At 67.7% G+C, this 18,114-nt stretch carries 18 protein-coding genes; 5 read left to right on the top strand and 13 right to left on the bottom strand.

Going from position 1 to position 18,114, the window contains the following annotated elements:
- Nucleotides 1-102: 102 nt before the first annotated feature.
- Genes ACN6PJ_RS04125 through ACN6PJ_RS04115 form a run of 3 tightly spaced genes read right to left on the bottom strand, consistent with a single transcriptional unit; the run spans nucleotide 103 to nucleotide 3,346 of the window.
- On the bottom strand, nucleotides 103-1,119 hold the full coding sequence (locus ACN6PJ_RS04125) for a Bug family tripartite tricarboxylate transporter substrate binding protein (RefSeq protein WP_427994636.1): 1,017 nt from the start codon (nucleotides 1,117-1,119) through the stop codon (nucleotides 103-105).
- Nucleotides 1,068-2,132 carry an NADPH:quinone oxidoreductase family protein gene (locus tag ACN6PJ_RS04120; RefSeq protein WP_427994635.1) on the bottom strand — a complete coding sequence of 355 codons (1,065 nt, stop codon included), beginning with the start codon at nucleotides 2,130-2,132 and terminating at the stop codon, nucleotides 1,068-1,070. The genes ACN6PJ_RS04125 and ACN6PJ_RS04120 overlap by 52 nt, the downstream gene beginning before the upstream one ends.
- Entirely contained in the window at nucleotides 2,132-3,346 is a 1,215-nt protein-coding gene (locus tag ACN6PJ_RS04115; RefSeq protein WP_427994634.1) for a CaiB/BaiF CoA transferase family protein, read from the bottom strand. The genes ACN6PJ_RS04120 and ACN6PJ_RS04115 overlap by 1 nt, the downstream gene beginning before the upstream one ends.
- A gap of 89 nt (nucleotides 3,347-3,435) precedes the next feature.
- Here ACN6PJ_RS04115 and ACN6PJ_RS04110 point away from each other — a divergent pair, with 89 nt between their 5' ends.
- A complete protein-coding gene (locus ACN6PJ_RS04110; protein WP_427994633.1) occupies nucleotides 3,436-4,374 on the top strand; it encodes a LysR family transcriptional regulator in 939 nt (312 codons plus the stop codon).
- Here ACN6PJ_RS04110 and ACN6PJ_RS04105 read toward each other — a convergent pair.
- From ACN6PJ_RS04105 to ACN6PJ_RS04095, 3 genes are read right to left on the bottom strand one after another with little or no spacing between them, the layout of a single operon-like run.
- Entirely contained in the window at nucleotides 4,371-4,874 is a 504-nt protein-coding gene (locus tag ACN6PJ_RS04105; protein ID WP_427994632.1) for an N-acetyltransferase family protein, read from the bottom strand. The two genes, ACN6PJ_RS04110 and ACN6PJ_RS04105, sit on opposite strands and share 4 nt — an antisense overlap.
- Nucleotides 4,875-4,920: 46 nt before the next feature.
- A complete protein-coding gene (locus ACN6PJ_RS04100; RefSeq protein ID WP_427994631.1) occupies nucleotides 4,921-5,958 on the bottom strand; it encodes an LLM class oxidoreductase in 1,038 nt (345 codons plus the stop codon).
- A gap of 20 nt (nucleotides 5,959-5,978) precedes the next feature.
- Complete coding sequence (locus tag ACN6PJ_RS04095) at nucleotides 5,979-6,602, bottom strand: glutathione S-transferase family protein (RefSeq protein WP_427994630.1); 624 nt, start codon at nucleotides 6,600-6,602, stop codon at nucleotides 5,979-5,981.
- Between the two features lie 143 nt (nucleotides 6,603-6,745).
- On the opposite strand from ACN6PJ_RS04095, the gene ACN6PJ_RS04090 reads away from it, so the two are divergent.
- The gene (locus ACN6PJ_RS04090; RefSeq protein ID WP_427994629.1) at nucleotides 6,746-7,636 is read left to right on the top strand and encodes a LysR substrate-binding domain-containing protein; all 891 of its coding nucleotides are present in this window, start codon (nucleotides 6,746-6,748) and stop codon (nucleotides 7,634-7,636) included.
- Here the strand turns inward: ACN6PJ_RS04090 and ACN6PJ_RS04085 are convergent.
- Nucleotides 7,624-8,637 carry a Bug family tripartite tricarboxylate transporter substrate binding protein gene (locus ACN6PJ_RS04085; RefSeq protein ID WP_427994628.1) on the bottom strand — a complete coding sequence of 338 codons (1,014 nt, stop codon included), beginning with the start codon at nucleotides 8,635-8,637 and terminating at the stop codon, nucleotides 7,624-7,626. The genes ACN6PJ_RS04090 and ACN6PJ_RS04085 overlap by 13 nt on opposite strands.
- A 52-nt stretch (nucleotides 8,638-8,689) precedes the next feature.
- Complete coding sequence (locus ACN6PJ_RS04080; RefSeq protein ID WP_427994627.1) at nucleotides 8,690-9,859, bottom strand: M20 family metallopeptidase; 1,170 nt, start codon at nucleotides 9,857-9,859, stop codon at nucleotides 8,690-8,692.
- A gap of 80 nt (nucleotides 9,860-9,939) precedes the next feature.
- Here ACN6PJ_RS04080 and ACN6PJ_RS04075 point away from each other — a divergent pair, with 80 nt between their 5' ends.
- Nucleotides 9,940-10,710 (top strand): IclR family transcriptional regulator, encoded by a 771-nt coding sequence (locus ACN6PJ_RS04075; protein WP_427994626.1) that lies wholly within the window; start codon nucleotides 9,940-9,942, stop codon nucleotides 10,708-10,710.
- An 11-nt stretch (nucleotides 10,711-10,721) separates the two neighbouring features.
- Here ACN6PJ_RS04075 and ACN6PJ_RS04070 read toward each other — a convergent pair whose 3' ends face one another.
- Nucleotides 10,722-11,171 (bottom strand): MarR family winged helix-turn-helix transcriptional regulator, encoded by a 450-nt coding sequence (locus ACN6PJ_RS04070; protein WP_427994625.1) that lies wholly within the window; start codon nucleotides 11,169-11,171, stop codon nucleotides 10,722-10,724.
- 3 nt (nucleotides 11,172-11,174) lie between these two features.
- Complete coding sequence (locus tag ACN6PJ_RS04065) at nucleotides 11,175-12,773, bottom strand: MDR family MFS transporter (protein WP_427994624.1); 1,599 nt, start codon at nucleotides 12,771-12,773, stop codon at nucleotides 11,175-11,177.
- Between the two features lie 330 nt (nucleotides 12,774-13,103).
- Here ACN6PJ_RS04065 and ACN6PJ_RS04060 point away from each other — a divergent pair, with 330 nt between their 5' ends.
- Nucleotides 13,104-15,602: an AsmA family protein gene (locus ACN6PJ_RS04060; protein ID WP_427994623.1), complete on the top strand. Its 2,499-nt coding sequence runs from the start codon at nucleotides 13,104-13,106 to the stop codon at nucleotides 15,600-15,602.
- A complete protein-coding gene (locus ACN6PJ_RS04055) occupies nucleotides 15,599-15,985 on the top strand; it encodes an MOSC N-terminal beta barrel domain-containing protein (protein WP_427994622.1) in 387 nt (128 codons plus the stop codon). Before ACN6PJ_RS04060 ends, ACN6PJ_RS04055 begins: the two co-directional genes overlap by 4 nt.
- A 22-nt stretch (nucleotides 15,986-16,007) precedes the next feature.
- Here the strand turns inward: ACN6PJ_RS04055 and ACN6PJ_RS04050 are convergent, their stop codons facing one another.
- The 3 genes from ACN6PJ_RS04050 to coaD all read right to left on the bottom strand — a co-directional run bounded on the left by ACN6PJ_RS04050 (nucleotide 16,008) and on the right by coaD (nucleotide 18,097).
- Nucleotides 16,008-17,231 (bottom strand): benzoate/H(+) symporter BenE family transporter, encoded by a 1,224-nt coding sequence (locus ACN6PJ_RS04050; RefSeq protein WP_427994621.1) that lies wholly within the window; start codon nucleotides 17,229-17,231, stop codon nucleotides 16,008-16,010.
- A complete protein-coding gene (locus tag ACN6PJ_RS04045; RefSeq protein ID WP_043547072.1) occupies nucleotides 17,228-17,479 on the bottom strand; it encodes a YfhL family 4Fe-4S dicluster ferredoxin in 252 nt (83 codons plus the stop codon). Before ACN6PJ_RS04045 ends, ACN6PJ_RS04050 begins: the two co-directional genes overlap by 4 nt.
- Before the next feature lie 114 nt (nucleotides 17,480-17,593).
- A complete protein-coding gene (gene coaD / locus ACN6PJ_RS04040) occupies nucleotides 17,594-18,097 on the bottom strand; it encodes a pantetheine-phosphate adenylyltransferase (protein WP_043546238.1) in 504 nt (167 codons plus the stop codon).
- Nucleotides 18,098-18,114: the final 17 nt, after the last annotated feature.

The following is an 18,114-nucleotide window of genomic DNA, read 5'->3' as shown; positions in this document are numbered from 1 at the left end:
CACGCAAGCCGCCGCTGCTCGCGTGGATTTTTTTTGGCGGCCTTGTCGAGCAACGAAGGCTCGTCCATGCGAGACATTCGTCCTGCCAGACCATGACTGCGGCTATTGTGGCGAGATGCCCGCGGCCGTCACGATCTCCCGCCACTTCTTGCCTTCCGTTTCGTTGAACCGCGCGAAGTCGGCGGGCGTGGATCCGACGGGCTTGGCGCCCATGGATGCATACTGGCTGATCACGTTGGGCTGGCGCAGGGCCATGGCCGCGTGCTCGGCGAGCTTGGCGACGATGGCGGGCGGCGTGCCTTTTGGGGCCCAGAGGCCGTACCAGGTGCTGATGTCGAAGCCGGGGAAGCCGGACTCGGCCATGGTGGGCACGTCGGGGAATTCCGCGACGCGCTGCGACACGGTGACGGCCACGGCGCGCAGCTTGCCCGATTTGATGAACGGGGTGGCGGACGGCATGGAGTCGAACATGAACTGGATCTGTCCGCCGACGAGGTCGGTGAGCGCGGGCGCGCTGCCCTTGTAGGGCACGTGCTGCATCGGCAGGCCGGTGCGCGCCTTGAAGGATTCGCCCGCAAGCTGCTGGGCCGAGGCGCTGCCGGCCGAGCCGAAATTCAGTTGCTGGGACTTCGCCTGCGCCACCAGGTCCTGCGGGGTTTTGACGGCGCTGGTCTGGGGCACCACCAGCACCAGCGGCACGTCGGCCAGTTGCGTGATCGGCGCGAAGTCCTTGAATGCGTCATAGCGCATGGAGCGGTAGATGTACGGGTTGATGACGTGCAGCGAGGCGTTAGCCAGGAAGGTGTAGCCGTCCGGCGCGGCGCGGGCCACCAGGTCGGCGCCTATCATGCCGCTGGCGCCGGGTTTGTTGTCGACGACGATGTTCTGGCCGATGGTCTTGGACATCTCGGCCGCAACCAGCCGGGAGACGATGTCGGTGGGGCCGCCCGGGGGGTAGGGCACCACCATCGTGATCGGGCGGTTGGGATAGTCGTCCGCAGCGCGGGCGGGGGCGGCGGCCAGCGCGCTTGCGCATGCAAGGGCCAGCGCAAGCGCCGCGCGCAGGTTCAGGATGTTGTGTCCGGTGCTGCTGCCGCGATGGGCGATGAGGGGTTGCATGGGCGAGTCTCCGATATTATTTTGAGCGCCACTTTGCCCACGACCTGACGGCTTTCCAACGCCTGGAGCGCGGCGGCGAGTTCGGCGATCGGATAGACCGCCGTTACTGCAGGATGGATGCGCTGGCTGCGCGTCCAGTCGAACAGGGTGGCCATGGCCCGCTGCATGGCGGGGGCGTGGACCACGCGCTCGTCGGCTGGCGTCCAGCCGAGGTAGCGCCCGAAGAAGAAGCCGTGCAATGCGATGTTCTTGACCAGCAGCAGGTTCAAGGGGACCGGCGGCACGTCGCCGCTGGCGAACCCCACCGACAGCATGCGCGCGTTGGCGGCCGCGGCCCGCACGGCGTGGCCGAATGCCGCGCCGCCCACCGGGTCGAACACGATGTCTGCGCCGCGGCCTGTGGTCAGCGCCTTGACGGCGGCCGCCATGCCGTCGTCGGCTGGCATCGCGTGGAGGGCGCCGGCGTCCCGCGCGGCCTGGCGCTTGGCCTCGGTGCTGGCGCAGGCGATGACCCGCGCGCCCAGCAGGGCGGCCAGTTCCACTGCGGCAAGGCCGACGCCGGAACCCGCGCCCAGCACCAGCACGTTTTCGCCGGGCTGCATGGCCGCGCGCCACAGCAGGCCGCCGTACGCGGTGCCGTAGGAGATGGGCACGGGTAGCGCCTGCAGCGGGTCGAGGCCATCCGGCACGGCATAGACGGTGTATTCGGGCAGCGTGAGCCGTTCGGCATAGCAGCCCCAGCGCGCCAGCGCCACGACCCGGTCGCCGGGGCGCAGCCGCGTTACCGCGCCGCCGCAGGCCAGCACGACGCCGACCGCTTCGGTGCCCGGCACGAAAGGCATGGGCGGACGGGTCTGGTAGCGGCCTTCGATCAGGAGTTTGGTGGCATGGCTGACGCTTGCGTACTGCACCGCGATGGTGACCTCGGTAGGGCCGGGAGGCGGCGCATCGGGCGCATCGACCAGGGCCACGTCGCTCACGGGGCCGAATCGTTCGCAGAGCAGGGCGCGCATCAGGGGGACTCCTTGTGGGCGCCGTCCTGCACCAGTGTGCCGGCCGCCAGCAGTGCCTGGATGTCGGATGCGTTCCAGCCCCAATCGCGCAGCACCTCGCAGGAGTGCTGGCCGATAGCGGGCGAGGCGGTGGCGGGGCGGCGTCGCGCCAGGCCGGGCAGCGGCGCATAAGGCAGGCTGCCGACGCCGGGCTGGACCAGCGTTTGCAGCAGGTCCACGTGCCCGGCCTGCGCGTGAGCGGCCAGACCGTCGTAGTCGCGCACGCGGGCATGCAGCACGTCCTCTCGTGTCAGCCGTTCGATCCAGTGGGAAGACGGCCGGGTGGCGAGTTGCGCGGCCAGCTCGCGGTGCAATTCATCGCGCCGAGCCATGCGGCCGGCGTTGTCGGCATAAGCGGGTTCTCGCAGCCACGCCGGGCGATCCAGGGCGCGGCAGAGGCGGGCGAACTGATCGTTGTTCAGCGCCAGCACCGACAGGCGCCCATCGGCGGTGTCGAATACGCCGTTGGGCGCGCTGACCGGCCCCGCGCGGCGCGCGCCCGCCATGCCGTGGGCCAGGATGTCGTTGACCTGCAGCGCGGCGCAAGCCTGGAACAGGCTCAGCCGGACGTGTTCGCCCAGGCCCGTCCGCGCCTGCCTGTACAGCGCGGCCATGGCCGCTTGCGCCGCGTAGAGCGCGGTGGCGATGTCGGCCATCAGCACGCCGATGCGGCGAGGCACGCCGGCCTCGTCCTGGTTGGCGTACATCAGGCCGCTGTCGGCCTGCATCACGGAGTCCGAGGCGGGGGCGCTGGCATAGGGGCCGTCCTCGCCGTAGCCGCTGATCGATACGTAGACCAGCCCGGGCTTGGCGGACGCCAGGTCCTGGTAGCCCACGCCCATGCGCGCGGCCACGCCGGGGCGGAAGTTCTGGATCAGCACGTCGGCGCCGTTCGCCAGGCGGCGCAGCGCCTCGCGCCCCGCCGGATGGCGGGCGTCCAGGCAGACGCCGCGCTTGCCCGCGTTGTAGGCTACGGACAGCGCGCTGTGCGCGCCGGCCACGGTGCCCACGTGACGGCCCCAGTCGCCCGCGGGAGGTTCCACCTTGACGACCTCGGCGCCCTGTTGCCAGAACATCTGCGCGCAATACGGGCCGGCGATGCCCTGGCTGATATCGAGCACGCGCAGGCCGGAAAAGGGACCACAGTTCACATCGGCGGCAACGGCGGCGTCCATGGCATCCAAGGGAAGGAAGTCGATGAGCCGATGGTAGACTCGGCCCATCAGCTGGACAATCTGCGTAGTTGTGCCTTGAATGGTGAACAATGATTGACAAAGAGCTGGATCTGAACCTCGTCAGGCTGTTCGTCGCGATGGTCGAATCGCGCAATCTCAGCGCCGCCGCCGAGCGTTGCGGCATGACCCGTTCGAACATGTCGCACCGGTTGAAACGGCTGGAGCTGGCGATGGGCTCGCAGCTGCTGCGGCGTACGACCCGGCATGTCGAACTGACGCAGGCCGGCCAGCTGCTCTACCAGCACGGCGTGCGCCTGCTGGATGAAATGCGCGCGGCGCAGGCTTCCATCCACAGCCTGGACGGCAGCGTGCGCGGCGATGTCCGCATCCGTCTGCCGACGGGCCTGGGGCATCTGTACCTGGCGCCCGTGCTGCTCGATTTCACGCGCCGCTACCCGGATATTTCATTGCGCGTGCATATCAACGACGCCATCGGCGATCTGGTGTCGGCCGAGGTCGACATGGCGCTGAAGATCACGTCCGCGCCGCCGGAGGACCACGTCGCGCGCCGCATCTGCGACGTGCAATGGTGCTTGTGCGCCACTCCCGCTTTCTTGGAAGGACACGGGGCGATCTCGCAGCTGGAGCAATTGGGCGGCTGCACGCTAATCGCGCCGCAATCGCTGGGACGGCGGTTCGATCTGCGCTGCAAGCGCGACCATGGCGACCCGCTGCTGCTGCGCGTGGCGCCGCGGCTGCAATCCGGCGACTATCCGTTCCTGCGCGATGCCGTGCTTGCGGGCCTGGGGGTGGCGTTGCTGCCGCGCTATGCCGTGTGGAGCCAGCTGCGCGAGGGGACGCTGGTTGAGGTGCTGCCCGAACTCGAGCCCGAAGGCGTGGGCGATGCGATCTATCTGCTGACCGCGCCCAATCGCTTTCCGTCCGTGGCGACGCGCACGCTAGTGGATCATCTGCGCGAGCATATCGAACGGCATCGCGGCGACTGGCAGCGCGCGCAGGCGGCCTAGGCCAGGCCGCCGGGCTTGCGGTATCCGCCCGGCTTGAGGTCATAGGTGATCCATTCCGTTGCCTGCGAAACGCCGTCGTAAAGCCGGCGCGCAGGGCGGTTGTCATGGGCGGTGATCCAGCGCACCAGGGGCCAGCCGCGGGCGTGCGCGATGGACGCTACCGCGGCGATCAGGCCGCGGCCGAGTCCTTGCCCGCGGTGCTTGTCCGCGACGTAGAGGTCGTCGAGAAACCCTGCGTCCCGTCCGAGCAGCGGCTTGGGAAAGGAGCGGTAGTGCGCCAGTCCCACCAGTTCGCCGCTTTCCGTTTGGGCGACGATGCCCTCCTCGGGATGCTCGGGCCGCATCAGCCACGACCAGGTGCGTCTCAGGATCTCGTCATCCATGGCGGCGCGGTAGAAGGCGGCGTATTGCCGGTACAGCGCCGCCCACTGGTCCTGGTCGGCCGGATCGACGTTCCTGATCGTGAAGGCGTCCGCGCTTCGCGGGGTCTCGGGATTCATGTCGCTTTCCTCTTGCAATAGGGGTGGATGGGCGGGCGTCCCGGGGTCACCATGAAACGGGCGCCGCGGCCGGCCCCGGGTGCGATGGAAAGTGCGGCAGCACGTCTTCGGCCAGCTCCTGGATGAGTTCGGCCGCGGGCCGCCGCGCGAACTGGATGCCCAGCGCGGCATGGTTGACGCCCGCCGCCTGCCAGGCGTGCAGCAGGTCGATGAGGCCCTTGCGTCCGGTGCGCAGCACGAACCCGCCCTGCAGCGGCGTGGGCGGATGCCCGGGGTCGTCCGTCAGGTCCAGCCACTCATTGGTCATGTGCGGCCGGAAGCCGCCATCGGGAATCCGGTGGCGCCAGGCGCGGATCTTGTCGGCCAGGCGCCGCGGTCCTTCAGCCGTGTGGGTCGCGTCGGGATAGGTCAACCAGCCGTCCGCGTGCTCGGCGATCCAGGCCAGCGATTGGCCGGACGCGCCCGTGACGATCAACGGGACGGAACCGGCTGCCGGCTGTGGCAGGAAGCTGGCGCGCTCGAAGCGTCCCAGCGGAGAATCCACGGCAAGAGGACCCGGCCGCATGAGCTGGCGGAAGTACGCCACCGCCTGCGCGAAGCGCTCGCCGCGTTCTCCGTGCGCCAGGCCATACGCGGGAAATTCGATGGGGCGGTCGCCGGAGGCGATGCCCAGCACCAGGCGGCCGCCCGACAACTGGTCGATGGTGGCCGCGGCCTTCGCGAGGTCGATGGGATGGCGCAGCGAAAAAATGGCGCTGCCCGTCGCCAGCGCGGCCGTTTTGGTCCGGGCGGCGAGAAAGGCCAGATAGGTGAAGGGATCGAAGACCTGCCCGGCATCGCCGAACGAGGGGTCGAATAGCGGCACGTCGCGCACCCAGACGGCGGCGAAGCCGCGCCGGTCGATCTCGCCGACCAGCTCCGCTTGCCCAGCCAGCACGCGCATGTCGCCGGCATAGAAGCGCAGCGGCAGGAACATGCCCAAGGTCAGCCGGTCCGGGGCGAACATGCGCCGGTAGCCGGGATGCGCCTGGAACGCGGTGTGCGAGGCGCCCGTCGGGTGCGGGAGGGAATGCATGTTGTCCATGGCGTGTCCGTCCCGGTGCTTCATGCGTCCGTGGCGGGCGCAGGCAGCGTGACGCCCTTGCGCACGGCGGGCCGCGCCGCCACGCGTTCATGCCAGGCGCTCAAGTGGCGGTGCCTGCTGAAGCCGAAGTCGATGATGCGCGCGATGTGGGTCCAGCCGAAGTGCGCGATGTCGGCGATGGAATACTCGTCTCCGGCCAGATATTCGTGTCCGGACAGGCGTTGGTCGAGCACGGCGAAGACGTCCTCCGTCAGCCGCTGGTAGCGCTCGACGGCGGCGGGGATGCGCGTGTCGGCGAAGCGCTCGAAATGCACGCGCTGCCCGATGATGGGTCCCACGCTGGAGGCGTGGAATTGCAGCCACTTGATCGCTTCCCAGCGCGCGGCGGCCGGGGCGGGCAGGAGCCGGCCGGTTTTTTCGGCCAGGTAAAGCAGGATGGCGGCCGACTCGAACAGCGTGATGCCGGTCTCGTCGTCGGTGATGACCGGGATGCGGCCATGCGGGTTCAACGCCAGGAAGTCCGGGCGCCGGTGCTCGCCCGCTCCGATGCGCACGTGGTGCAGGCGGTAGGGCAGCGCCAATTCTTCCAGGGCGATCGTGGCCTTGAAGCCATTGGGCGAACTTTCGGTATAGAGGTCGATCATCGCAGCTTCCATTCGGCAGTGCCGGCATGCGTTGGCGTGGCAGCGCGGCTAAACTTGGAGAGTGTCCTGCTGGAAATTCTGCACGTTGCGCGGCGGGAAAAGAAACGATTTGATCTATCGGCTATGTTTAGCTGGGCTAAACCATGAATCCTGTTTTTCCCCTGCTGGCCCTGCGTGCGTTCGCGGAGGTCGGCCGCCATGGCAGCATCAAGCGCGCGGCCGCCGCGCTGGGGGTGACCTCGGGCGCCGTCAGCCAGCAGGTCCGGTTGCTGGAAGAGCGGGCAGGCCTGCCTTTGTTCGTGCGCGGATCCCGCAGCATGACGCTGACCGAGGCCGGCGCCAGCGTGCATCCAAGCCTGCTGCTGGCGTTCGACCAGATCGAAGGCGCGATGCGGACCCTGGAAGCCGCCCGCGCGCGCAAGGCGCTCACCATCAGCACCATCGCTTCCTTCGCGGCGACGTGGCTGGTGCCCAGGCTGGGGCGCTTCACCCGTCTGCATCCGGACATCGAAATCCGTGTCGAGGCGGCGGCAAGCCTGGCGGACCTGCGCCGCGACCGGGTCGATATCGCCATACGCCACGGGCTGGGCAGCTATCCCGGCCTGTTGTCGGAACCGCTGATGGCCCCGGTGCTGCTGCCCGTCGCCAGTCCGGCGCTGCTTGCGTCGGGTCCGCCCATCCGGGGGCCGGCCGACTGCCTGGACTATCCGCTGCTGCAGGACGGCGGTCGCGCGGACTGGGGGCTGTGGCTATCCGCGCATGGCGTGGCGGAGGATCCGCGCGCCGGGCGCGGCACCGCGTTCGAGGACGACTACCTGCTGATACGCGCGGCCGAGGCCGGCCAGGGATTGGCCCTGGTGCCGGAGATGTATGCGCGGGAGGAGATCGCCGCGGGGCGCCTGGCGCTGGCGCTGGACAGGCCCTGGCCCACGCGGTTCGCCTACTACGTGGTCATGCTGCCGGACACCGGGCGGCGCCCGGAAGTCGCGGCCTTCGTGGAGTGGCTCAACGAGGAGGCGCGTCAGCCCGCCTGAACGTAGCCGGTGGCGCGGATCATTTCCTTGTGCTTCGCGATTTCGGCCGCATAGGCCGCCGCCGCCTCGTCCAGGGTCATGCGGCGCGAGACGTTGCGGCCGTCCGCCTCCAGTTTGGCGACCACGCCGCGGTCTTCCAGGGCGTCGCCGATCGCCTTGTTCAGCGCTTGCTTGATCGGAGCCGGGGTTCCCTTCTTCACGAAGTAGCCGGCGTAGCTGGCGTATTCAAAGTTGGCCAGGGCCGGCGTTTCGGTGATGCTGGCGACCTTGGCCAGCACCGCCGGCTTGTTCCGCGACAGCACCGCAAGCGCCTTGAAACGGCCGCCCTGGATCATTTCCAGCATCGAGGCCTGGAAGGGCATGATGCTGAAATCGATCTGGCCGCCGGCCAGGTCCTGGATGACCGGCGCCGTGCCGCTGTAGGGCACGTGCGTGAAGGGCACCTTCACGGTCTTGCCCAGGTATTCGGTGATCAGGTGGTAGAGCGAGCCGACGCCCACCGTTCCGTAGGTCAGCGAATTCGACGCGTCGCGTTCGCCGGCCAGCTTCAGGAATTCATCCACGTTGCCGGCGGGCAGGCCGGAGCGCACCAGCAGCACCAGGTGCGTCACGGTGATGGGCTGGATGCTTTCGAAGGCATCCGGCTGGTAGCGCACGGCGCGGTTGGTCAGGGGCGGAAGAATCAGTTCGTTCTGCGTGCCCTGGAAGAACACGCTGCCGTCGGCCTTGCCGTTCAGCACTTTGGACGCGGCGATCGTGCCGGTTGCCCCGCCCAGGTTTTCGACCACGACACGCGCGCCCAGGCTGTCGCCGATCGGGCCGCTCAGGATGCGGGCGCTGACGTCGCTGGGGCCGCCGGCGGGGTAGGGGACCATCATGCTGACCGGTCCTGACGGATAGGCCTGCGCGTACGCGGTCTTCATCCATGCGGCGGGGGCCAACGCCAGCGCCGTGCCGGCCTTGAGGAGGGCGCGGCGTGTCTGCAATGCGTGTGTAGTCATGAAAAGCACCTGATGAGAATGCCGGGCGGAAGGGCCGCGACGTTTGCGCCGCTTACCACAGGGTGTGGGCAAGCCGCAGTATCGTGTTGAGCACGGCCTGTCCGCGGGGAACGATGGTGCCGATCTCGCAATATTCATCCTGCGTATGGAATTTGCCGCCGACCGGACCGGTGCCGCACAGCGTGATGGCGCCCAGGCTGGAGGTCACGCCGGAGTCCGCGCAGCCGCCGCTGAATTCGGCTTCCGCCTTGTGGCCGATCGCGCCCAGTTCGGCCTGGTACAGCTCGAACAGCTTGCGGGATTGCGCGGTGGGCACGAAGGGCTTGAATTCGCCGGTGATGTCCAGTTTCGACAAGGTGCCGGTAATGAAGGACTTGTCGCAGATGCAGCGGATCTTGCCGACCAGGGATTCGCGCTGCTCCAGGTCGAAGATGCGCAGGTCGATCGCGGCGCTGGCGGAGGGCGCGGAGGTATTGACGGACAGGCCGCCGTTTACCAGGCCGACGTTGACGGTGACGCCCGCGTCGAGGTCGGTCAGGGCGTCCAGCGCCACCACCTTGTGGGCCAGTTCCGAGATCGCGCTGATGCCTTCGGCGAAGTTCGCGCCCGAGTGCGCGGCCTTGCCTTCAATCTCCATGTTGAAGAACACGCCGCCCTTGCGTCCGGTCACGACGTTGCCCGACGGACGGCCCGGCTCGGCATTGAACACGAAGCCCGCCTGCTTGCCGAAATGCGCGATGACGTCCTTGCTGAGCGGCGATCCGATTTCCTCGTCGCAGGTGAACAGGCCGGTGACTTCCGGCGCCGCTTCGCCGGTGCGGGCAAAGGCGGCCAGCAGGAAGGCGTTCATCACGATGCCCGATTTCATGTCGGCCACGCCCGGGCCATAGGCGCGGGGGCCATCGATGCGGAAGGGCCGGCGCGCGGCTTCGCCCGCCGGGAAGACCGTATCGCAATGCCCCATCAACAGCACGGGCTTGCCCACGGCGCTGCCGCGGTTCACGGTGACCGAGATCGCGGCCTCGACCTCGCCGGCGTAGTGCGAGGTGATTTCCAGCCCATGCGACGCGAAGAACGACTCCAGCCGCCGGAACACGCGCGCCACGCCGGGTTTGTCGAAACTGCCGGAGTCGATATTGACGATATCCTCCAGTAGCGCAAGCATTTCCGGCTGTTGGCTTTCGAGCCATTGCGCAGCGGTGAGTCCGGCCTCGAGATTCATTGTTCGTTCCTCAGGTATTGTTATTTAATACTTAGTATTATTATGTGCTACTTGAGAAAACCCGTACATTAGGTAAAACGATGACGACCAACGCGCTGTATGTCGGGTCCGTGGGCAAGGCCTTCCGGGTCCTGGACTGTTTCAAGAACGCATCGGGCGACCTCGGCCTGATGGAGATCATGGCCATGAGCGGCCTGGACAAGAGCGCCGCCCAGCGTTACGCCTACACCTTGTGCGCCGAGGGTTACCTCGAGCAGAACGCGCAGACGCGGCGCTACCGGCTGGGCACGGGCATGCTCAACCTGACCTTCCATTTCCTGCGCATGCATGCGCTGGTCGAGGCGCTCAACCCCATCATGCTGGAGCTGTCGAAGTCCACGGGCGAGAAGATCAGTCTGTCATTGCTCGATGGCAACGAACTGGTCCACGTCATGCGGCACCAGACCCAGACCGAGCACTATCACGCATCGCTGGTCGGGCGCCGCGTGCCGCTCTATTGCACGGCGGGCGGGCGGGCCGTGCTGTCCCGCCTCGATGAGGCCGATGCGTCGTCCCGCTTGGCGTCCACCGAGCTGGCGGCCTATACGCCCAAGACCCAGACCACGGTGAAGGCGGTCAAGAGCGAAGTGAAAAAGGCCCGCGAGCAGGGCTATGCCCTGATCGTCGACGAGTTCATCGTGGGGGAGGTCAGCCTGGCCGCGGCCGTGACGAACGCGCAGGGCGCGCCCTACGGGGCCCTGCACCTGTCGGGTTCATCCAATGCCTGGACGGGGGAGGCATACGCGGCGAAGTTCGCGCCCTTCCTCTTGCATGCCATCGCGCAGTTCGAGCGCCGCAATCCGCCCGAGTGAGCCGGGCCGCGTCAGGTCTGCGCGGGTCTGTCCCCGGCGGCATGCAGGAAATTCTGTTCCAGCACGCTGAGGACGCGGTTGAGGGTGTCGATGTCGGCCGCCGTCAGGCCCTTGAGCGATTCTTCGAAGAAGGCGGCCCGCCTGGGCAGGGCGTCGTTCACGACCGCCTGCCCGGCCGGCGTCAGGCTGGCGTTGGTCAGCCTGTTGTCCTGAGGGTCCACGGCGCGGGAAATCCAGCCCAGCTTCTGCATCGCCTGCAGTTGGCGCGTGAGCGAGGCCGGGTCCAGCCGGCAGCGCTCCGCCAGGTGCTTCTGCGAGCACTGGCCGCATTCATGCAGGGCCAGGAGGATGCGCCAGCGAGGCAGGGCGTGGCCAACCCTGCTGCTGAATGCGCTTTGCATGACACGATAGGTCAGCCCCATGTGCTGGATGACCTGCAAGCCTTGTTGCTGTTTGGGCAAAAGCTATTCTCCGACGCTGGCCGGCTCCGGCTTGGAGGGGCGGACCAATTGAACCGGGGGCACGCGCCGCACGCACCATAGTGCGAAGACGGCGACGGCCAGGGCGATGAGCTGCCCTTCGTGGATGGCGCTGACGAGCGCAACGCGCGCAATCTCGATCAACGATGTCCCATCCTGGCCCTGGTGCGCCAATTGTGCCAGGAACTGGGTCTGCGCCTCGGGATTGACCAGCATCTGCGGATCGTTCAGTTCCGGCAGCCAGCGGGCCGAGGCCCCGCGCAGCGTGGATTCGACGCCGCTGAAATAGCTGTGGCTGACCATGGTGCCGACAATGGCCGTGCCCACCATGCCGCCGATCATGCGCAGGGATTGCAGCAGCGCGGTGGCGATGCCCAGGTGGCTGCGGCCCGCGGTCTGCTGGGCGAAGACGGTCAGGTTGGGCATGATGAAGCCCATGCCCAGGCCGGCCATCAGCATGTAAACGGCGATGATGGCGTGCGAGGTGTCGTTGTGGGTGGTGACGATGCCCAGGCACGACAGGGCCATCAGGATGAAGCCCGCGTACAGCATGCGGTTGGGGTGGCGGATGCGGGTGATGATGCGGCCGTTCACGATGCTGCCCACGGTAATGAAGACGACCATCGGCGTGATCAGCATGCCCGCGTCCTGGGGCGACAGGCCGAAGCCGCCTTGCAATAGCAGCGGCGCGTAGAACAGCAGCGAATACATGGTGACGCCGACCAGCAGCGCCAGCGTGAACAGCATGGCCAGGCCGCGATTGCGGAACATGTCCAGGGGCAGCAGCGGGTGCGGGCAGCGCCTTTCCCACCAGTACAGCAAGGCGAAGGCCGCCGCGCTGCCCGCGCCGAGCAGCAGGATGGGCGCGCTGAGTCCTTCCTTGGGCAGCAGTTCGACGAGCAGCTGCAGCGAGCCCAGGCCCAGCGCGATCAGCAGCGCGCCCTGCCAGTCCAGCCGCACGGGGCCGGACGTGTGGTTGCGCAGGTGCGGCAGGTAGCGCGCGACGAACCAGAGGCCGAGGGCGCCGATGGGCAGGTTCACGTAGAAGACCGAGCGCCAGCCGTAGTGTTCGGTCAGCGCGCCGCCCAGGGTGGGGCCCACGGCGTTGGCGATGCCGAAGGCCGAACTGAGCATCACCTGCCAGCGCAGCCGCACGTGCGGATCGGGGAACAGGTCGGGAATGGTGGCGAACGCGGTGCCTACCAGCATGCCGCCGCCGATCCCCTGCAGCGCCCGCGCCAGCACCAGGCCGAGCATGCTGTCGGCCGCGCCGCACAGCGCCGAGGCCAGGGTGAACAGCACGATCGCCGTCACCACGAACGGCTTGCGCCCGTAGTAGTCGCCCAGCCGCCCGAAGATGGGAACCGTGATGACGGAGGTCAGCAGGTAAGACGTCGCTACCCATGCATACAGTTCGAAGCCCTTCAGTTCCGCCACAATGGTCGGCAGCGCGGTCCCCACCACGGTCTGGTCGATCGCGACCATCATCATGACGAAGCACATGCCGAGCATGGCGAGCAGGGTTTGTCGAAAGGGAAGCACCTGGCCGGGGGAATGCGGGGTGCCGGAAGCGGGGGCGGACATTGTTGGATAGATCAATGATTGATGTATCAATTATTCTAGCCCTACAATCCGCCAGACAGAAAACCGTCAGGATTTCGCGGCCGGTTCGGGGGCTGTCCGCCCGCGGTTCGGCGGCCTGCCAGGGGCGAATCGTCCGGCGGCGGCGCGAAGCCGGCCTGATTTGTTACGATAGCGGTATCTGTACGCTGGCCCGGCCAGCGTCTTCACCTCTCAAAAGGCCAACGGCGCGACTTGCCGGGCGGTCTTTTCCACCGGTAAAGCACCATCCCCGCGTTGCGGCGCGGAGGGCGGCATTCGAGGATTTCCAGTCGAGGTACCGACGGGGCAGCAATGAAAACGTGGTTCAAGCGCATTTTGATAGGCCTGGTGGTGTTGGTTGTCGTGGCCGTCGTTGGCCTGGCCATCTTCTTGCTGACATTCGACCCGAACGCGTACAAGTACAAGCTGGAAGAGCTTGTCCAGCAACGCTACCACCGCACGCTGACGATCGACGGCGAGATCGAGCTGTCGCTGTTTCCGCGCATCGGGCTGTCGGTGCAGGGCGTGTCGTTGTCCGAGCCGAATAGCTCCGAAACCTTCGCTTCCATCGACAGCACCCGTCTTGCGGTCGCCGTCTGGCCCTTGCTGTCCAACAGCTTCGTGGTGGACCACGTGGCCATCAGCGGTTTCAAGGCCCGCGTGATCCGGGACAAGCAGGGCCAGTTCAATTTCAGCAATCTCGTGGGCGGGACGTCGCCGGTCACGGCCGTGCCGTCCAATCCGGCGGAAGCGCTGGTGGGCGCGGCCCAGACCGCGGCGCAGGCAATCACCAACGGCAGCCTGCCGCAGCCCCGCAACAACATGCAGATCGACATCGCCGGCCTGGACCTGAAGGACGGCGAGGTGCAATTGCAGGACGCGATCAGCGGCATGGCGGTCGCCGTCACCAAGATCAACGCCAACACCGGCCGGGTTACCTTCAACCAGCCGTTCGACGTGCGCCTGACGGCCCGCGTCGAGGGCGGCAATCCGCGCGTGGACGCCAACCTGACCGGCCAGGCCCTGCTGACGCTGGATCCGTCCGTCAAGCGCTATGCGGCGCAAAAGCTCGACCTGCGCATGGACGGCAAGCTGCCTGGCGCCGAGGCCAAGAGCCTGGCCATGCGGGGCAACCTGGCGTTCGACGGCCAGAAATCGGCGCTGGACGTGGCCGGCCTTGAAGTCGTGTTCCAGGGCGACATCACCGACCCCGCCGCGCGCGCCACCAATGTGGACGCCAGCGTGGCGATGCCCAAGCTGTCGATCGATCCGCACAAGAGCCAGCTGCAGATCGAGAAGCTGGCCATCCGCGCCAAGGGCGGCGTGGCCGACGGCCCGTTCGAATTCGCCGTGGACGCGCCCGCGCTCAATATCTCTCCCGCCTCGGCCACCGGCGAGGCCCTGACCGGCCGCGTGCGCATCAGCGGCCTGGACGCCAGCTTCGGCCTGAACGGCATCAGCGGCAACGCCGGCGAGCTCGACATCAAGGAAGCCAAGCTCGACAGCACGTCCAAGAACGGCGAGCGGGTGGTGAAGCTGAACTTCGCCTCGCCGCTGTCGCTGAACCTCCTGCAGCGCAGCGGCGGCCTGTCCGGCCTGCGCGGCGACGTGAACATCACCGATCCGGGGCTGCCCAAGGGCAGCCTGCAGATCCCCGTGATCGGCAGCGTGACGGCCGACCTGCTGAAGGACCAGGCCACCAGCAAGATCAACGCGGTGCTCGAGGGCGGCAAATTCGACCTGAGCGCCGACATCACCCGGCTGAGCGACGCGCCTCGCGTGAATTTCGCGCTGGCCGTGGATACGCTGGACCTGGACAAGCTCGTGCCGCCCGCGGCGCCGCCTGCCGCCAAGCCGCCCGCCGAAGGCAAGAAGGACGAAAACAAGCCCGCCCAACCCGCGCCGGCGCCGGCGCCTCCCGATGATTCGATCAATCTCTCGGCGCTGATCGGCCCGAGCGTCAACGGCACGCTGAAGGTCGGCAAGCTGGTGGTGCGCGGCCTGAAGGCCGACGATGTTGGCGCGTCGGTGAAGCTGGACAAGGGCAAGCTGGAAGTCACCAGCCTGACGGCAGGCCTCTACGGCGGCAAGCTGGCGGGCGCCCTGACGATCGATGCCGCGCAGGGCAACCAGCTGGCTACCAAGATGTCGCTGGCGGGCATCGCGATCGAGCCGTTCCTGATGGATCTGGCGAACCAGAACGTGCTGAGCGGCACGGGCAGCCTGGCGCTGGACCTGAAGACGGCGGGCGCCAACGCCTATGCCATGAAGAGCGGCCTGGGCGGCACCATGCAGCTGCGCCTGCGCGATGGCGCCGTCAAGGGCATCAACCTTACCCAGACGCTGCGCGAACTGAAGGCCGCGTTCAAGCCGGAGTCGCAGGACGAGACCGTTCCCGCCGACACCAGCAAGCAGACGGCGTTCTCCGAAATGGACGCGGACCTGGCGTTCACCAAGGGCGTCGCCGCCGTGAAGCGCCTGAACGTCGTGTCCCCGCTGCTGCGCGTGACGCAGGGCGAGCCGGCCACGATCGATTTCGTGAAGAGCGAGCTGGACCTGGTGGCGCGCGCGCGCGTCGTGAATCCGGCCGCCGATCCCGAAGGCAAGGAACTGATCGACCTGAAGGACGTGACCATTCCCGTGCACGTCAAGGGGCCGTTCCAGAAGCCGACCTACACCCTGCTCTGGAAGAATGCCGTTGGCGACATCCTGAAGCGCAGCCTGGAAAACAAGCTGCGCGAAGCCGTTACCGGCAAGGGCAAGAACGGCACCGCCGTGGACAAGGCGCTCAAGGGGCTGCTGGGCAGATGAACGCCGGACACTTCCAACCCATCGCCGAATGCGGCCTCACGCCGCAGCCCGAGGCCGCCGGCTACCATCGCCAATGGCTGGTCGCCAACGATTCGGGGCAGTGGCTGAACCGAGAGTTGTGCCCCCGGCTGGCCGAGGTGTCGGTCGAGTTGCGGCTGGGCTACCTGGTGCTGAAGGCGCCCGGCATGCTGCGCATGGACATCCCCCTGGACGTCATCGAAGACGACGACAGCGTGCGCTACGGCATGAAGGTCGGCGAACAGGCCATCGACGTGATCGACGAAGGGGAATTGGCCGCGGCCTGGATCTCCAACTTCATCCAGGTGCCGTGCCGCATCATGAAGGTGCATCCGGACACGCCCGTGGCCGCCTGGCCCGCCTAGCGGGCAATGGGCTGGGGCGCCGTCAGACTTGAGCGCCGGCGCGCCGGTATTCGAACGCCGCGTGGGCAAGCAGGCCCGCCACCAGGCCCCAGAAGGCCGACCCGATCCCCCAGAAACTGAAGCCCGAAGCCGTGGCCAGCAGCGTGATGAGCGCGGCCTCGCGGCGTTGGGGATTCGCCATGGCCGCGGCCATGCCGCCCATGATGGTGCCCAGCAGGGCCAGGCCGGCCAGGGCCGCCAGCAGGGCGGGCGGCAGGGCCTGGAAGAACACCGCGACGGCGCCCGCCACGACGCTCAGCGCGACGTAGCCCAGGCCGTAGGTGGCGGCGGCGATATAACGCTTGCTGGGGTCCGGATGGGCCTCGGGACCCGTGCAGATGGCCGCGCTGATCGCGCCCATCGTGACGCTGTGCGCGCCGAAGGGCGCGGCCAGCAGGCCCAGCAGCCCGGTGGCCGCCACTAGGCGGGACGCGGGCGGCCGGTAGCCGGCGGCCTGCAGAATGGCCAGCCCAGGCAGGTTCTGGGAGGCCATGGCGACGACGAACAGCGGAATGCCCAGGCTGACCGCCGCCTGGGTGCTGAAGGCCGGCGTGGTCCAGACGAATTCGGTGAAGCGCCAGTCCAGCAGGTCCAGCCGTATCAGGCCGAGCGCGAATGCGATGGCGATCGCCACCAGCATGACCACCAGCACCGCATAGCGCGGCGCCAGGCGCCGGCAGACGAGGTACGAGGCGCACATCGCCAGCACCAGCGCGGGCTGCTGGTTGATGCTGCCGAAGATGCCCATGCCGAAATTGAGCAGCACCCCGGCCAGCATGGCTGCGGCGATTTCGCCGGGAATCCGTCGCAGGATGGGATCGATCCAGCCGAACAGGCCGCAGGCCAGCGTAAGCGCCGCCGCCAGCACGAAGGCGCCGATGGCTTCGTTGAAGGGGACACCGGCCAGCGCGGTGACGAGCAGCGCGGCGCCGGGGGTGGACCACGCCATCACGATGGGCAGGCCGGTGCGCAGGCTGTACAGGGCGCCGCCGAAACCGAACGCCAGGCTAAGGGAGCCGATCCAGGAGCCGATCCGGGCCGAGTCCAGGCCCGCGGTGTGGCCCGCCTGCACCATCAGCACGGCGGTCCCGCCGAAGCTGACCAGGACGGCGACCAGGCCGGCCGCGACGGCCGAGGCGGAAATATCGCGGCGGGCGTGGTGGCGGGCGGGAGGGAGTTCGATGCTGGATTGCGCCGCGTCGCTCATGCGGCACCGGTGAGGCGGCGGTACTTGGCCATGAGCTGCTCCTGGCCTTCATGCCATTGCGGGTGCAGCTCGATGCATTCCACGGGGCAAACCACCTTGCACTGCGGCTCGTCGTGGTGGCCCACGCATTCAGTGCAGCGGTCAGGGTCGATCACGTAATAGTCTTCGCCCATGGAAATCGCTTCGTTCGGGCACTGGGGCTCGCAAACGTCGCAATTGATGCATTCTTCGGTGATGGTCAGGGCCATGGCAGGGCTGCGGTAGGGCGATGGGGCGGTCTTCATTGTACCGCCGCCGCCCGCCCGGCCCATGCCGCGCGCAAAGGGCGCGTCAAGCGCCCCGGGAAGAACGGGCGCCGGCCCTCAGCCCGGCCAGGATTGCTCGCGGCGTTCCTTGGCCTTTTCCTGCAACCAGCGTTCGACGGACGGGAAGACGAACTTGCTCACGTCGCCGCCCAGCTGGGCGATTTCGCGCACGATGGTGCCCGAAATGAACTGGTACTGGTCCGAGGGCGTCATGAACAGCGTTTCGACGTCGGGCAACAGGTGGCGGTTCATGCCGGCCATCTGGAATTCGTATTCGAAGTCGGACACGGCGCGCAGGCCGCGCACGATGACGCGGCCGCCCTGGTCGCGCACGAAGTCCTTGAGCAGGCCGCCGAAGCTTTGCACTTCCACGTTGGGATAGTGGCCGAGCACCTCGCGCGCGATCTCGACGCGCTCCTCGATGCTGAAGAAAGGCTTCTTGTTGCGGCTAATGGCGATCCCTACCACGACTTTGTCGAAAAGCGTGGCCGCACGGCGGACCAGGTCTTCGTGGCCTCGGGTCAGCGGGTCGAAAGTGCCGGGATATACAGCGGTGATCATGCGAGCTCCGTACCGTT

Source organism: Achromobacter sp., assembly GCF_050285585.1.
Taxonomy (GTDB): Bacteria; Pseudomonadota; Gammaproteobacteria; order Burkholderiales; family Burkholderiaceae_B; genus Achromobacter.
Note: the sequence above shows the minus strand (reverse complement) of the source record. Positions and strands in the feature narration are given on the sequence as shown.